The organism is Streptomyces sp. NPDC057445 (assembly GCF_042802855.1).
Lineage (GTDB): Bacteria > Actinomycetota > Actinomycetes > Streptomycetales > Streptomycetaceae > Streptomyces.
On the sequence record NZ_JBHVDH010000004.1, the window covers coordinates 204,156 to 220,026 of the forward strand.

Annotated in this window: 12 protein-coding genes; 9 read left to right on the plus strand and 3 right to left on the minus strand. The window is 71.1% G+C overall.

The annotated features are described in order from the left end of the window. The first annotated feature begins 37 nt into the window (after positions 1–37). The 6 genes from mnmA (at position 38) to ACFU5O_RS12200 (ending at position 8,122) form a co-directional block, all read left to right on the plus strand. The gene (gene mnmA / locus ACFU5O_RS12175) at positions 38–1,162 is read left to right on the plus strand and encodes a tRNA 2-thiouridine(34) synthase MnmA (protein WP_384239278.1); all 1,125 of its coding nucleotides are present in this window, start codon (positions 38–40) and stop codon (positions 1,160–1,162) included. A 143-nt stretch (positions 1,163–1,305) separates the two neighbouring features. Next, entirely contained in the window at positions 1,306–1,845 is a 540-nt protein-coding gene (locus ACFU5O_RS12180) for a TIGR00730 family Rossman fold protein (RefSeq protein ID WP_384239280.1), read from the plus strand. Between the two features lie 16 nt (positions 1,846–1,861). Next, entirely contained in the window at positions 1,862–2,551 is a 690-nt protein-coding gene (locus ACFU5O_RS12185; protein WP_384239282.1) for an SDR family oxidoreductase, read from the plus strand. Then, complete coding sequence (locus ACFU5O_RS12190; protein ID WP_384239284.1) at positions 2,548–3,549, plus strand: methionine synthase; 1,002 nt, start codon at positions 2,548–2,550, stop codon at positions 3,547–3,549. Before ACFU5O_RS12185 ends, ACFU5O_RS12190 begins: the two co-directional genes overlap by 4 nt. A 35-nt stretch (positions 3,550–3,584) precedes the next feature. Next, positions 3,585–5,768, plus strand: coding sequence for an NAD-dependent DNA ligase LigA (ligA, locus tag ACFU5O_RS12195; protein WP_384239286.1), 2,184 nt, complete (start codon positions 3,585–3,587; stop codon positions 5,766–5,768). A gap of 242 nt (positions 5,769–6,010) precedes the next feature. After that, positions 6,011–8,122, plus strand: a complete 2,112-nt coding sequence (locus ACFU5O_RS12200; RefSeq protein ID WP_384239287.1) for a putative bifunctional diguanylate cyclase/phosphodiesterase — start codon at positions 6,011–6,013, stop codon at positions 8,120–8,122. Between the two features lie 334 nt (positions 8,123–8,456). On the opposite strand, the gene ACFU5O_RS12205 is transcribed toward ACFU5O_RS12200, so the two are convergent. The 3 genes from ACFU5O_RS12205 to ACFU5O_RS12215 form a co-directional block, all read right to left on the minus strand. Continuing rightward, a complete protein-coding gene (locus tag ACFU5O_RS12205; RefSeq protein WP_384239289.1) occupies positions 8,457–9,614 on the minus strand; it encodes a DUF3103 family protein in 1,158 nt (385 codons plus the stop codon). A gap of 241 nt (positions 9,615–9,855) precedes the next feature. Then, entirely contained in the window at positions 9,856–11,832 is a 1,977-nt protein-coding gene (locus tag ACFU5O_RS12210; RefSeq protein WP_384239291.1) for a phosphocholine-specific phospholipase C, read from the minus strand. Between the two features lie 88 nt (positions 11,833–11,920). Further along, entirely contained in the window at positions 11,921–13,348 is a 1,428-nt protein-coding gene (locus ACFU5O_RS12215) for an endonuclease/exonuclease/phosphatase family protein (RefSeq protein ID WP_384239293.1), read from the minus strand. A 487-nt stretch (positions 13,349–13,835) separates the two neighbouring features. On the opposite strand from ACFU5O_RS12215, the gene gatC reads away from it, so the two are divergent. The 3 genes from gatC to ACFU5O_RS12230 are packed head-to-tail and all read left to right on the plus strand — an operon-like array spanning position 13,836 to position 15,868. Next, the gene (gene gatC / locus ACFU5O_RS12220) at positions 13,836–14,132 is read left to right on the plus strand and encodes an Asp-tRNA(Asn)/Glu-tRNA(Gln) amidotransferase subunit GatC (protein ID WP_365358419.1); all 297 of its coding nucleotides are present in this window, start codon (positions 13,836–13,838) and stop codon (positions 14,130–14,132) included. 6 nt (positions 14,133–14,138) lie between these two features. Beyond that, entirely contained in the window at positions 14,139–15,632 is a 1,494-nt protein-coding gene (gatA, locus tag ACFU5O_RS12225) for an Asp-tRNA(Asn)/Glu-tRNA(Gln) amidotransferase subunit GatA (protein WP_384239295.1), read from the plus strand. Next, positions 15,629–15,868, plus strand: coding sequence for a hypothetical protein (locus ACFU5O_RS12230; protein WP_384239297.1), 240 nt, complete (start codon positions 15,629–15,631; stop codon positions 15,866–15,868). The genes gatA and ACFU5O_RS12230 overlap by 4 nt, the downstream gene beginning before the upstream one ends. Positions 15,869–15,871: the final 3 nt, after the last annotated feature.

The window sequence follows — 15,871 nt, forward strand, 5'->3', positions numbered from 1 at the left end:
GCTTCCGGTTCCCGCGGCCCCTTACTCTGGTAGGGCTATGACTCAGACACCCCAGCGCCCCCTCCGTGTGCTCGCCGCCATGTCCGGCGGTGTGGACTCCGCCGTCGCCGCCGCCCGTGCCGCCGAGGCCGGCCACGACGTCACCGGGGTGCACCTGGCGCTCTCCGCGAACCCGCAGTCCTTCCGCACCGGCGCACGGGGCTGCTGCACCATCGAGGACTCGCGCGACGCCCGCCGCGCCGCCGATGTCATCGGCATCCCCTTCTACGTCTGGGACCTCGCCGAGCGCTTCCGCGAGGACGTGGTCGAGGACTTCGTCGCGGAGTACGAGGCGGGCCGCACCCCGAACCCCTGTCTGCGCTGCAACGAGAAGATCAAGTTCGCGGCCCTGCTGGACAAGGCGCTGGCCCTGGGCTTCGACGCCGTGTGCACCGGCCACTACGCGACGGTGGTCGTGGGTGAGGACGGCACGCGGGAGCTGCACCGGGCGAGCGACATGGCCAAGGACCAGTCGTACGTCCTCGGTGTGCTCGACGAGAAGCAGCTCGCGCACGCGATGTTCCCGCTCGGCGACACACTCACCACCAAGGACGAGATCCGCGCAGAGGCCGAGCGCCGCGGCCTGGCCGTCGCGAAGAAGCCCGACAGCCACGACATCTGCTTCATCGCCGACGGCGACACCCAGGGCTTCCTCGCCTCCCGCCTCGGAAAGGCGGAGGGCGACATCGTCGACGAGTCCGGCACCAAGGTGGGCACCCACGACGGTGCGTACGGCTTCACCATCGGCCAGCGCAAGGGTCTGCGCATCGGCCACCCCGCCCCTGACGGCAAGCCGAGGTACGTCCTCGACATCTCGCCCGTCGACAACACCGTGACGGTGGGACCGGCCGAGGCGCTCGGGGTCGGCGCGCTCACCGCGATCAAGCCCCGCTGGTGCGGGGCGCCTCCCGAGGGCCCGGGCACGTACACGGCCCAGCTTCGCGCCCACGGCGGCGAGACGGAGGCCTCGGCCGAGCTGGTGGACGGCGAGCTGCGGGTGACGTTCACCGAGCCTGTGCGGGGTGTGGCCCCCGGCCAGGCGATCGTGCTGTACGACGGCACGCGCGTGGTCGGCTCCGCGACGATCGCGGCCACGACGCGCAGGGCGACCGCGGTCGCCTGACGCGCTCCTGCCGAGCGAGCGCCGTGCCGTACGGACCGGCGCCGCCTCTGTCACCCGTCGGCACCGGACGGGACGTCCCCGGGATCCCTTCGGCGCCCCGGCCGCATGGGCCGAGTGCCGGCGGTGGCCCGTACGGTGACCGCATGAACATCTGCGTCTTCCTCTCCGCCGCCGACCTCGACGAGCGCTACACCCGCCCCGCCCGCGAATTCGCCGAGCTGCTCGGCACGGGTGGCCACACCCTCGTCTGGGGAGGTTCCGACGTCGGCCTGATGAAGGTCGTCGCGGACGGCGTGCAGGAGGCGGGCGGTCGTCTCATAGGGGTGTCGGTGGAGTTCCTGCAGCACAAGGCCAGGCCCGGCGCCGACGAGATGGTTGTCGCCCGTGACCTGGCGGAGCGCAAGGCCCTGCTGCTGGCCAGGTCCGACGCGGTCGTGATCATGGTCGGCGGCACGGGCACCCTGGACGAGGCCACGGAGATCCTGGAGCTGAAGAAGCACGGCAGGACCACGAAGCCGGTGGTGCTGCTCAACACCGCGGGGTTCTACGACGGGCTGAAGCAGCAGTTCCGCCGCATGGAGGACGAAGGCTTCCTTCCCGTTCCTCTCACCGACCTGGTCTTCTTCGCAGAGGACGCCGTGGGGGCGCTGGCCTACCTCGAGGAGAGCGCAGGCGTGCAGTGATGCGAGCATGGCTCGCATGGCTACACATCTGATCACCGGGGCCGGCTCCGGCATCGGCGCGGCTGTCGCGCGCCGGCTGCACGAGCGCGGCGACGACCTCGTGCTGCTCGCGCGCGACGCCGGACGCGCCAAGGAGCTCGCGGCCCGGTACCCCGGTGCCCGCACCCTCGTCGCCGACCTCGCCGACCCGGACCGCATCTCCTGGGCCTTCTCGCACCAGCCGATGCCGGACCACCTGGACTCGCTGCTCCATGTCGCGGGCGTCGTCGATCTCGGCCCCGTGGCCGAGTTGCGGGCCAGGACGTGGCACCAGCAGCTCAATGCCAATCTGGTCTCCCCGGCCGAGCTGACCCGGCTGCTCCTGCCCCAACTCCGCGCCTCCCGGGGCCAGGTGCTGTTCGTCAACTCCGGCGCCGGCCTCAATGCCCACGCGGAGTGGAGCGCGTACGCAGCGTCCAAGCACGGCCTCAAGGCGCTCGCCGACTCCCTGCGCCAGGAGGAGAAGGCCAACGGCATCCGGGTCACCTCCGTCTATCCGGGGCGCACCGCCAGCCCGATGCAGGCCAAGGTGCACTCCCAGGAGGGCAAGGAGTACGACCCGTCGGAGTGGATCGACCCCGACTCGGTCGCCACCACGATCCTCATGGCCCTCGATCTGCCGCGCGACGCCGAGATCAACGATCTGACGGTACGGCCGGGACGATGAACGACGACACCTTTGTCTGGGCACCCGCGACCGGCGTCGGCTCCATGCCCGGCGGCGACGCGCGCGAGGCCGCCAGGACCGTCACCGGTTCCTTCGAGGACTTCCCGTATCTGCCCGAGCTGCCCGCCCGGGGTCCCGGCGCCGACATGATCGGGCGGACCATCGGCCTGCTCGTCGAGATGTACGCGCACGTCGAGCCCAGCGGCTGGCGCGTCAGCGACCGGCCGGGCCGGGACACCCGGCGCGCGCGGTCCTGGCTCGGCGAGGACCTGGACGCGCTGGAGGAGTTCACCCAGGGCTACGAGGGGCCGCTGAAGGTCCAGGCCGTCGGACCGTGGACGCTCGCGGCGGCCCTGGAGCTCAGGAACGGCGAGGCCGCCCTGGGGGACCCCGGCGCCTGCCGGGACCTCACGGCCTCGCTGACCGAGGGGCTGCGCGGCCATCTCGCCGAGGTACGGCGGCGTGTCCCCGGGGCCCGTGTGGTGCTCCAGCTCGACGAGCCGTCCCTCACGGCCGTTCTGCGCGGACAGATCAGGTCCGCCAGCGGGTACCGGACGCACCGGGCGGTGGACCGGCAGATCGTCGAGAGCGCGTTGCGGGACGTGACGCTCGTCGCGGACGGGCCGGTGGTGGTGCACTCGTGCGCACCGGACGTGCCGTTCGCGCTGCTGCGCAGGGCGGGCGCCGCGGGCGTCTCGTTCGATTTCGGTCTTCTCACCGAGCGTGACGAGGAGGCGATCGGCGAGGCCGTCGAGGGCGGTACGAAGCTCTTCGCGGGAGTCGTGGCCTCCACGGACGGTCCATTGTCCGACCCTGCCGGTAGCGTCATGGGTGTCAGGACGCTGTGGCGCAGGCTGGGGCTGAATCCGGGGACTCTCCAGGAGTCCGTGGTCGTCACTCCCGCGTGCGGGCTGGCGGGCGCTTCGCCCGCCTATGCGCGGGCGGCCCTCGCGCACTGCGTCCGGGCTGCGAGATCGCTCGCGGACAACCCTGAGTGACGGGCTCGGGGCTGAGGTAACGGGAGGACGTAACGGTGGCTGTCGAACAGCAGGGAACGGTGCCCGCGGAGGCACGGGAGAACCACGCCCGGCTGGCCGAGCAGATCGAGGAGCACCGCTTCCGGTACTACGTGAAGGACCAGCCGGTCATCAGTGACGCGGAGTTCGACCAACTGCTGCGGTCGCTCGAGGCGCTGGAGGAGGAGTATCCGGAACTGCGCACGCCCGACTCGCCGACCCAGAAGGTCGCCGGGGCGTACGAGACGGAGCTCGCCAAGGTCCAGCACCGCGAGCGGATGCTCTCGCTCGACAACGCCTTCGACGAGGCGGAGCTGGCGGCCTGGGCCGACCGGGTCGCCAAGGAGGTCGGCACGTCGGAGTACCACTTCCTGTGCGAGCTGAAGGTCGACGGCCTCGCGGTCAACCTGACGTACGAGAAGGGCCGGCTCACCCGGGCCGCCACCCGCGGCGACGGCCGCACCGGCGAGGACATCACGCCGAATGTGCGGACGATCGCCGACATCCCGGAGCGGCTCAAGGGCGACCGCGTCCCGGATCTCGTCGAGGTCCGCGGCGAGGTCTACTTCCCGATGGAGGCGTTCGAGGAGCTCAACGCCCGGCGTGTCGCCGCGGGGGAGCAGCCGTACGCCAATCCCCGCAACTCCGCCTCGGGTTCGCTGCGCCAGAAGGATCCCAAGGTCACCGCGAGGCTTCCGCTGCACATGGTGGTGCACGGCATCGGCGCGCGCGAGGGCCTGGAGATCAGCCGCCTCTCGGAGGCGTACGAGCTGCTGCACGAGTGGGGCCTGCCGACCGCCAGGCACTACAAGGTGGTGGACTCGCTCGACGGCGTACGCGAGTTCATCTCCTACTACGGCGAGCACCGCCACTCCGTGGAGCACGAGATCGACGGGGTCGTCGTCAAGGTGGACGAGATCCCGCTCCAGGGCCGGCTCGGCTCGACCTCACGGGCGCCCCGCTGGGCCATCGCATGGAAGTACGCCCCGGAGGAGGTCAACACCAAACTGGTCAACATCCGCGTGGGCGTGGGCCGTACGGGGCGGGTCACTCCGTACGCCCAGGTGGAGCCGGTCACGGTGGCGGGCTCCGAGGTCGAGTTCGCCACGCTGCACAACCAGGAAGTGGTGAAGGCCAAGGGAGTCCTCATCGGCGACACCGTCGTCCTGCGGAAGGCGGGCGATGTCATCCCGGAGATCCTGGGGCCCGTCGTCGATCTGCGGGACGGCACGGAGCAGGAGTTCGTGATGCCGTCCGAGTGCCCCGAGTGCGGCACGGCTCTGCGGCCCATGAAGGAGGGGGACATCGACCTCCGCTGCCCCAACGCCCGCTCCTGCCCGGCCCAGTTGCGTGAACGTCTCTTCTATCTCGCGGGCCGCAAGTGCCTGGACATCGAGGCGTTCGGCTACGTCGCCGCCGCGGCGCTGACCAAGCCCCTCGAGCCGGCCGATCCGCCGCTGGCGGACGAGGGGGATCTGTTCGACCTGACCGTCGGGCAACTGCTGCCCATCAAGGCGTATGTGCTCGACCAGGACAGCGGACTGCCCAAGCGTGACCCCAGGACCGGGGAAGAGAAGATCGTCACGGTCTTCGCCAACCAGCAGGGTGAGCCGAAGAAGAACACGCTGGCCATGCTGGAGAACATCGCGGCGGCGAAGCAGCGCCCGCTGGCCCGGATCATCACCGGCCTGTCCATCCGCCATGTCGGACCGGTGGCTGCCGAGGCCCTCGCCCGCGAATTCCGTTCCATCGAGCGGATCGAACAGGCGACCGAGGAAGAGCTGGCGGCCGTCGACGGCGTGGGGCCGACCATCGCCGCGTCTCTCAAGCAGTGGTTCGAGGAGGACTGGCACCGCGAGATCCTGCGCAAGTGGCGGGCCGCGGGCGTCCGGATGGAGGAAGAGGGCGCAGGTGAGGACGAGGGGCCACGGCCGCTCGAAGGCCTCACCGTCGTCGTCACCGGAACTCTGCAGAACCACACCCGGGATGGCGCAAAGGAAGCGCTCCAGAGCCTTGGTGCGAAAGTGACCGGTTCCGTTTCCAAGAAGACCGCGTTCGTCGTGGTGGGTGACAACCCCGGCTCGAAATACGACAAGGCGATGCAGCTGAAGGTGCCCGTGCTCGACGAGGACGGCTTCGCGGTGCTGCTCGAACAGGGGCCCGAAGCAGCCCGGGAAGCAGCGGTTCCGGCCGCGCAGTAGCGGTCACCGCTCGGTCCGAAGTCCCGCGCGCAGGTCACCCGTTCGGCGCATATCAGATGCTTAAGGGTGGCCGGGTCGCAATCGGGCAAGAGCTGTAGAGCGCTGCCCGTCAGAGCCATCCGCGGCCTACTGTTGAGTTGTGCGCCTGTCGTGCACGGCTGCGTGGAGAGGCTCCGGTCGTGGTGGCATGACATGGGAGCCATCGCGTGGCATCGGCACCGCCGGCTGTGAGAGGGACGGGAATGGAACCGACCGAGAGCGCCGCCCCGGTCCCACGGCCGCGTGGCATTGCGGGCTTCGCCGTCAGGACGCCCTTCGTGATCGTGGGGCTTGCCGCCGTCGTCCTGACGACGGGAGTCGTCAGCGCCGTCAGGGAAGGCCACGCGCTGTTCCCCGGCGGCACAGAGGGCTGGTCCCTCGCCGTGCTCACCGGCATCATCGTCGGCCATCTGGTCGCGCTCGGCCGCGACCGCTGGTGGGGCGGCACCGGCTCCGGTGCCGCGCTCACCCTTGCCGTGCTGCTGCTGTACGGCTGGGTGCCCGCCGGGCTCGTCAGCCTGGCCGTCGTGGTGCTGGTCGGCGCCGCCCGCCGGCACCGCCGGCGCCAGGGAGTGCTGCACGGGGCGGCGGACATCCTCGGCGTCGGCGCCGCGGCGCTGGCCCTTGCCGCGTTCGGTCAGGCGCCGACGGTGGAGCAGCCCTGGCAGCCCCTGGAATGGGGCGTGGCCGCGGTGCCCGAGCTGGGGCTCGCGGCGGCGGCGTATCTCGCCGTCACCCGGGTGCTGCTCTGGTACGCGCTGTCCCCGCAGGGCAGCGGGCTGCCCACCGTCGCCCGTTCGGCCCTGCTGCGACAGGGCCTTGTGGTCGTGGCCCTGCTCGGAATCACCCCGCTGATCTGTGTGGTGGCGACCGCTCTGCCGATCCTGCTGCCGCTCTTCGCCGTGCCGCTGATCGCCCTCGACTCGACCCTGTGGATCGCCCGGGCACGCGCAGAGGAACAACTCCGCGACCCGCTCACGGGCCTGCCCAACCGTCAGTGGCTGCTCGAGCGCACCTGGGCGGCGCTGGAAGAGGCCGAAGGCGCCGGAGCGCGCTCCGCCCTCGTGCTGATCGACCTCGACCGATTCCGTTCCGTCAACGACACCCTCGGCCATCTGGCGGGTGACCGGCTGCTGCTCCAGATAGCGGAACGGCTCCGGCTCGCCCTGCCGCGCGGCGCCGAGGCGGCCCGCCTCGGCGGCGACGAGTTCGCCGTGCTCCTCCCGACGGCGGACTCCGCCACCAGCGCGCAGCGCGTCGCCCGTCATCTGGTCGGCCGGCTCTCCTCACCGCTCGACCTCGACGGGCTCACGCTCGTCCTGGAGGCGAGCGCCGGACTCGCCGTGTACCCCGACCACGCCCTGGACGCCGAAGGGCTCCTCAGGCGTGCGGATGTGGCGATGTACCAGGCGAAGCGCGACCGCACGGGCGTCGAGGTGTACGAGTCCAAACGGGATTCCAACACGCCGGACCGGCTCGGTCTGCTCGGCGATCTGCGGCGGGCGCTCGACGCGGGCGATGTGGAGCTGCACTACCAGCCCAAGGTCGGCTTCGACGGCCATGTGGCGGGCCTCGAGGCGCTGGTGCGCTGGGTGCACCCGGACCGCGGCCGGGTCCCTCCGGACGAGTTCATCGCCATCGCCGAGTCCTCCGGGCTGATGCCCCATCTGACGGAGTACGTCCTGGAGACGGCACTCGGCCAGGTCGCCAAGTGGCGGGCACAGGGACTGAATGTGCCCGTCGCCGTCAACGTCTCGCCGCGCGACGTCCACACCCCGGGTTTCGCGGGCGCGGTCGCGGCCCGGCTGGCCCGCCACGGGGTCCCGGCGTGGGCGCTCCAGCTGGAGATAACCGAACATGTGCTGCTGGAGGACCCCCAGCGCGCAGCGGACACCCTGGCCGGGCTGACGGCCCACGGGGTGAAGATGTCGCTCGACGACTTCGGCACGGGGTACTCGTCCCTTGTCCATCTGCGCAAGCTGCCCGTGAGCGAGCTGAAGATCGACCGGTCGTTCGTGGCCAGGCTGGCGGTCGACACGGAGGACGCGGAGATCGTGCGCTGCACGATCGATCTCGCGCACTCGCTCGGCCTGCTCGTGGTCGCGGAGGGCGTCGAGGACGACGAGACCTGGGAGCGTCTGCGCGACCTGGGCTGCGACGCGGTCCAGGGCTGGCTGGTCGCCGCCGCGATGCCCCCGCAGGAGACCACGGCCTGGCTCCGCGCGCGCGGCGTGCACGGCTGGCGCCGTCCCGTCGGCGAACTGCCCGCCGCACCGGCGGAGGCGGACCGCCCGTCGGGCCACGTCGTGAACTAGTGCCCCGAGTCGGAATTCACGGACGGAGAACTGCCGACGAAAGCCTGACTCAGAACACCAGGGCCTCTCGTTCGGATCCTGCCGGACTCGTGTGCCCCGGCGGCGCACCTCGCTGCGTTGTCGTCGGTCGCCGACGTCCCCCGGCCACCGCTGGGAGGTGCCCCCACCGCGTGGGCTCTCCTTACCTCCGCCTGGCGATGCACGCCGCCGGACGAAAGACCTCCAAGGGTCCGGTCCCGAAGGACAGGCCCGGACACCGTCGGCCACCCGGCGGGGTGGCCTCAGGCATCCGGCCACGACAGCGCCGGCCACCACGGGGCCGGCGCTGCCGTTGTCAGAACTGCTGGACCCAGTACGGCTCGACGGTCATCCAGCCGTTGGCCGCGGCACCCGTGCGACTCCCTTGCTCCTGCCGGGAGAGCGTGTACCAGGAGTCCACATAGTCCGGGTCGTCCGTGTACCAGGAGTCGGGAATGGCCGCGAGCACCGCATCCACCAGGGGCGTATAGGCACCCTGGTCGGTGACGGTCAGCAGGATCGCTGCGATGGCGCGGGCCAGCTCCTTGTAGTTCGTGTCGCCGTCGTCCTCCATCAGGACCACGTCGGCGAGGTTGTACTTGTAGTTGAACCAGTTCACCAGGACCTGGTTCGGGTAGTACGTCCGGCCGTCGTCGTCGAGGTACGGCATCTGCACCGTGTCCACGCGCGCGACGCCGTCCTGGCCCCAGCCGGTGACGAGGGCGTAGATCTCCGCCCCGCCCTTTATCCAGGGCTCCTGGTCGTCGTTCAGACGGATGGACGTGATCTTCGTCGTCCACATTCCGCCGGTGGACGCCGACGACCTCCTCGGTCCGGCGGCCTTCGGCGAGCCTGCCGCGCCCACACCCAGCTTCGCCAGTTCCCGGTCGAGAACGTCCAGACCGGCGGCGAGAGCCTTGGAGGTGTCGACGTCGATGAGGTACACCGGCCGGTCCGGGACCTTGTCCGCGCTGAGACGGTAGGTCCGGCCCGCGCCGTCGTAGGCGGTGACGGAATTCCGCCGGTCGTCCGACACGGCGGCAGCCACCAGCGGCTTCACGCCCTTCGCCAGGGCGGTACGCATCGACGGATCGGCGAGTCCGACACGGAGCAGCGAGCCGCTGCCGGCTCCCAGGCCCTTGGCCGCGGCCAGGTCCCGGTTGGCTTCCGCGGCGGCCGCCTCCAGGCGCCTGCCCGCCGGAGCGCCGGACCGGTCGCTCAGCGCGAGCAGATCGACCGCGGCGGATCCCAGGGCTGCGGTACGCAGCTGCGCACTCCACCGGGCATCGCCGAGCGAAGCCGCGGTGTCCCGGGCCAGCCGGTCCTGGATCTTCTCGGTCGCGGAGACGGGGGCGGAGCCGGAGCCGGACGGGGCCCGGTCGGCCGCCTGGACCGCCGTGGCCGGCAGTGCGGTTAACGCCAGGGCGACACCGGCCAGGCCCGCGAGGGCCTGCCTGCTTCTTCTGGTGCTCATGAGACCTCCTGGGACGACGGGTTGCCCCAGGCGTCTCCCGGGGCATGACGCACGCCCCCGGTATCCTCGTGACGGCCCGACTCGCGAGTAATGGACGGATCCACCACTGCTCGCACTCGAAGAACGGACCTCTTCTCCATGGCAGTCGGGTTCCTGGCGGTAACCTCCGGACCTGGTTCAGGGCCCCGCCACGCGAGGCCCTGAACCCACCGGACCGTCGGCAATGCCCACCCGACGGAACTCAGGCCACGGCGTGCACCGTGCCCGCGTAACGCCGGACGAAGCGGGACCCGCTTGCCGCCGTCACCTCGAGGTCGTAGCTGCCCTCGCGCACCTCCCAGGTCAGCGAGGACCGGCCGCCCGGAGCCACCCACACCGTACGGGCCGCCTTGACGTCGCCGTCGGGTGTCACCGTGAACGACACCTCCTTCGCCCCGGCGTTGGTGAACTTCAGTTCCACGGTGGCGCGTTCGGGGCGGCGCCCGTGCAGCGACGCCGTCACCGAGGGCACCGGTGCACCTGCCTCGCGCCCCTTGCGCACGACCGTGCCGGAGAAACGGCGCACGAACCCGTCCGCGCCCATCACCGTGAAGTCGTACCGGCCGTCGGTCTCCGAGGTGTCCCAGGTGTAGGTCTTCGAGGCGCCCGGGGCGACGGTGAACGGGGTGCCCGTGAACGGCTTGACCACATTCGGCAGCACCGTGAAGTGGAACGTCTCCGTACCGTGGTTGGCCAGGGTGCAGACGACCTTTCCGCTCGCCCGGTCCACCGCCACCTCGGCCCACGGACGGTACGGCAGCGGACGGTGCGGCCGGGTCCCGGGCTCCTGTGTGGCCATCGACTGCCCTCCGCTCGGCGGCAGCTTCACCGCGGGCAGTGCGTTGGCCGCGTCCGCCTTGGCCATCAGCTCGTTCGTGTCCGGCAGCCACGGAATCGAGTGATCGGGCCTGCTGAAGTCGAAGCAGGTGGTCAGGTCGCCGCAGACGGCCCTGCGCCAGTCCGAGATGTTCGGCTCCCGGACCCCCGTCACGACCTCGAGGAACCGCAGTACGGAAGTGTGGTCGAAGACCTGGGAGTTGACGTATCCACCGCGCGACCAGGGAGAGACCGCCCACAGCGGCACGCGGTTGCCGAGGCCGATCGGACGGCCGTCGGCGAACTCCTCAGGAGTGCCGGGCTCCGGGAACGGCGGCACGACGTGGTCGAAGTAGCCGTCGTTCTCGTCGTACATCAGCAGGAAGACGGTGTGCTTCCACACGTCGGGGTTCGAGAACAGCGACTGCAGTGCCGTGTTCACCCAGTGCGCACCGTAGTTGGGGCCCGCTTCGGGGTGCTCGCAGAACAGATACGGCGCCACGAGCCACGAGACCGTCGGCAGTGTGCCGTCCTTGCAGTGTGCGTCGAAGGCGGTCAGATCGAACTTGGTCATCGCGTTGATGTAACGCGGGTCGTCCTTGGCGAACTTGTGGAACTGGCCGAAGTAGGAGAGCCCGTTGTCGTCGTAGTCGCCGTACCGCTCGTCCTTGGACGGATTGTGGTAGACGCGCCAGCTGACGCCGGCCTCCTCCAGCCGCTCGGCGTAGGTCGTCCAGTCCGCGACCGGGTTGTCGGTGACCGGAGTGTTGTCCGTCCAGGGGCCCGTCGTGCCGTCCTTGCCGGGGCCGCAGCTGCCCGACCACAGATACAGGCGGTTCGGGTCGGTCGGGCCCGCCTGCGAGCAGAAGTAGGCGTCGCAGAGCGTGAACGCGTCGGCGAGGGCGAACTGATAGGGGATGTCCTCGCGGGTGAAGTAGCCCATGGTGCGCTCGCCCTTGGCGGCGACCCACTTGTTCATCGCCCCGCCGTTGACGGCGGTGTGGCCGGTGCCCCAGTCGTGCGGGAGGCCGGAGGCGTTCTGGGCGTTGTACTTCGTCGTGTCCATCCGGTACGGCAGCATGAAGCCGTCGGCGCGGCCGGGGGCCGGCTGCTTGAAGACCGACTCGCCGTCGGGGAAGGTCAGTGCCTGCCGGTCGTCGAAGCCCCGGACACCCTTGAGGGTTCCGAAGTAGTGGTCGAAGCTGCGGTTCTCCTGCATCAGGATCACCACGTGCTTCACGTCCTTGACGGACCCGCGGGGTCTGGAGGCGGCAGAGGCGTCCGCCTCTGGAAGGCCGACGGCGGCAGCGGCCGCGGTCGCGGCGGACGCGCCGACGAAGGCGCGGCGGCTCAGCGGAGTCATGGGTGTGGAAGTCCTTCGGTTCGGCGTTCAGCGGTGGCGTGCCTCGGCGAGGGAGGAGACGTGGCCCGGCCGAGGGAGGAGACGTGGCTCAGCGGAGGGAGAAGGTGACCGCCGGGGCGGCGTGGTCGGACGGCCAGCCGTTCGCGGAGGCGCCCGGGACGGGCAGCGGCCACCCGGTGCAGAGGGTGTACGCGCCTTCGACCCGCAACGGCCCGGCGTACTGGACCTGGTCGATCCGGTCCTGCGGCTCCTCGGGGCGCACCGGTGACCAGGTGGTGCCCGGCTCTCGCGCGGCGCCCGGGTGCTCATCCCGGAAGGCGTCGTTCAGCCCCGCCTTGCCGAGGGCCTTGGTGACCGGCCAGCGGACCGTGCCCCGGCCCTTGGCGTCCAGGTGCGAGGGGGATGCCAGCCCGGCGGCGAGGACCACCGGCGTGGTGCGGCACGCGCTCAGGTCGGCCCGCATGGCGGCGAGCAGCATGCCGGTCTGCCGGTAGCGGACGGTCTTCAGCTCGGCGGCCTCGACCTCGGCCGGTGTCCGGCCCTCCCTGAGCGCATGCGGGCCGTAGGCGGTCTCGTCGAGCTGAGCCGCCCAGAGCCGTACGGTCCGGTCGCCGGGCAACTGGAGGGTCGCCACCACCGCGGGCAGGTCCGCGAGCGGTGCCGAGGCGGCGGCGAGCGGGAAGCGGCTGATCAGCCCCACCCCTGCCGGGGTGTCGTAGGCATGCCATCCCAGCGCCTCGGCCAGCGGCCCGGCGGCGGTGCCACCGGTCTCCTGGAGGGCCACGACGTCGAGGTCCTGCCCGAGGATCAGGCGGAGCAGCTTCTCGTGACCGCCGGCCGTGTTGCTGCCCGCCTCCCACAGGTTCAGAGAGGCGACCGTCAGCCGGGTCCGTGCAGAGGCGGCCCGGACCGGAACCTGCACGGTCACGGTGTCGGCGCCGCCCGCGCTGTCCTTCACGGCGACGGTGATCCTTGCCGGGTGCGTGCCCGGCCTGGTGGGCGCGGTGCCGCTGATCCGGCCGTCGGAGGACACGCCCAGCCAGGAGTCCCCGGCCAGCCGCCGGAACGACGGTGTGCCCGAAGCATTGCCCTCAGGCCGGATCCACAGCGGGCCCAGCGCGACGGAGACGCGGGAGCCCGGCGCGCAGTCGCCGGTCGTGAAGGAGTCGACGACGCAGTGCGGGGGAGTGACGGGCGGCCTGAGCGCGACGGCGAACGGCTCGGTCCTGGCGAGGATGTCGTACCCGTCCCTGGCCAGCAGATAGGCGGTGTACGTGCCCTCGCCGAGGCCGGAGGTGTCGAGTACCGCGTCGCCGGACGCGGCCGTCACGTACGACCAGACCAGCGAGGAGCCGACGCCGGGCTTGCGGTCTCCGTCGTAGATGCCGATCCAGTTCTTGGCGTGGGGCGCGTCGGTGGACCAGCGGAAGGTGAGCCGGTCGCCCTCGCGAGGGCTCGTGGGTGACAGCAGCGACAGTGTGCTGCCGGACGCGGCGGCGGTTCTGAGTGGGGACACCGGACTGAAGGTCCTCTCCGCCCCGGGAGGGACCCCCGGTGCCTGAAGTTGTTCGGACAACTTCGTTCAGTGAGCCAGGTGTCGGCGCACTCGACATGAACAGGACATGACCGGCGACCGGAGAGCGGCGGAACGCGGCCCCCTGGGCGGGCGGAGGGGCGGACGTGGCCGGTGCGCTCGTCGTCGGGGACCGGCTCGAGGCCCGCGGGTCTCAGTCGCGCGAGGAACAGCGGCCCCGCGGGCGGGCCGGCGGAGCAGGAAACGCGACTCCCGGCCGGGCGGGGCAGCAGGAGACCGCGGCTCCGTGGGCAGGTCGAGGGCCGGGGCCGACAGGCCTGGAACGGGCCGGGCGGCCCGGCTGCGGGAGCCGGAGGGCCCGGCTCGCACGGGGAGCCGGTGCGAGGCCGGGCAAAGCGTTTCGCGGGGATGGGCGGCGGCCCCATAGGATTGGGCCAAAACCCGCACACTCACCCCTGAGGATCGCTGCATGCCTGGCATCACGCGCGAGGAGGTCGCCCACCTCGCCCGGCTGGCACGTCTGGAGCTGAAGGCCGAAGAGCTCGACCACTTCGCCGTACAGCTCGACGACATCATCGGCGCGGTCGCCCGCGTCTCCGAGGTCGCCGACCAAGACGTACCTCCGACCTCCCACCCGCTGCCGCTGACCAATGTCATGCGCGCGGACGAGGTCCGTCCGTCGCTCACCCCCGAGCAGGCGCTCTCCGGCGCGCCTGCCCAGGAGCAGCAGCGTTTCAAGGTGCCGCAGATCCTGGGGGAGGACTAAGCAGTCATGACGGACATCATCAAGCTCACCGCTGCCGAGATCGCCTCGAGGATCGCCTCGGGCGAGCTCACGGCCGTCGAGGTCACCGAGGCGCACCTGGCCCGGATCGAGGCCGTGGACGAGAAGGTCCACGCCTTCCTCCACGTCGACCGCGAGGGTGCGCTCGCGCAGGCCCGCGCCGTCGACCAGAAGCGTGAGCGCGGCGAGAAGCTCGGCCCGCTGGCCGGTGTTCCGCTGGCGCTCAAGGACATCTTCACCACCGAGGGCATCCCGACCACGGTCGGTTCCAAGATCCTCGAGGGCTGGATCCCGCCCTACGACGCGACGCTCACCAAGCGCCTGAAGGACGCCGACGTCGTGATCCTCGGCAAGACCAACATGGACGAGTTCGCCATGGGGTCCTCGACCGAGAACAGCGCCTTCGGCCCGACCGGCAACCCGTGGGACCTGACCAGGATCCCGGGCGGCTCGGGCGGTGGCTCGTCGGCCGCCCTCGCCTCCTACGAGGCCCCCCTCGCCATCGGCACGGACACCGGCGGTTCGATCCGCCAGCCGGCGGCCGTCACCGGCACCGTCGGCGTCAAGCCGACCTACGGCGCGGTCTCCCGCTTCGGCATGGTCGCCTTCTCGTCGTCCCTCGACCAGGGTGGCCCGTGCGCCCGTACGGTCCTGGACGCGGCGCTGCTGCACGAGGTCATCGCCGGGCACGACCCGCTGGACTCGACCTCCATCGACGCCCCGGTCCCGCCGGTCGTCGAGGCCGCCCGCAACGGCAGTGTGCAGGGCATGCGGGTCGGTGTGGTCAAGCAGTTCCGCGGCGAGGGCTACCAGGCCGGTGTGGTGCAGCGCTTCGACGAGTCCGTCGAGCTGCTGCGCGAGCTGGGCGCCGAGATCGTCGAGCTGGACTGCCCGTCCTTCGACCTGGGCCTGTCCGCGTACTACCTGATCGCGCCGTCGGAGTGCTCGTCGAACCTCGCCCGCTTCGACGCCATGCGCTACGGCCTGCGGGTCGGCGACGACGGCACGAAGTCCGCAGAGGACGTCACCGCCCTCACCCGTGAGGCCGGCTTCGGCGACGAGGTCAAGCGCCGCATCATGCTCGGCACGTACGCCTTGTCGTCCGGCTACTACGACGCGTACTACGGCAGCGCCCAGAAGGTCCGTACGCTCATCACCCGCGACTTCGAGAAGGCCTTCGAGCAGGTCGACGTGATCGTCTCCCCGACGACCCCGACCACCGCCTTCCCGATCGGGGAGCGCGCCGACGACCCGATGGCGATGTACCTCGCCGACCTGTGCACCATCCCGACCAACCTGGCCGGCAACGCGGCGATGTCGCTGCCCTGCGGCCTGGCCCCGGAGGACAACCTCCCGGTCGGTCTGCAGATCATCGCCCCCGCCATGAAGGACGACCGCCTCTACAAGGTGGGTGCCGCCGTCGAGGCCGCCTTCGTGGCACGCTGGGGCCACCCGCTGCTGGAGGAGGCACCGTCACTGTGAGCGCACTGACCAAGGCCAAGGGGTTCAAGAAGTCCCGTTCAGGCACCTACCTGTCCATTGCCACGACCGCATTCGGAGCCATCAGCGTCGCGAAGCAGGCCAAGAAGGCCCGCCTCGACAACGACACGCTCCGGCTGATCGACGCGGCCGTGTCCGCCGCCGCCATCGTCACCGGACTGGCGATCCTCTACCGGGAGCTGAAGCGCCTGGGCGACGACGACGTCCTGTTCGGCTGAGAG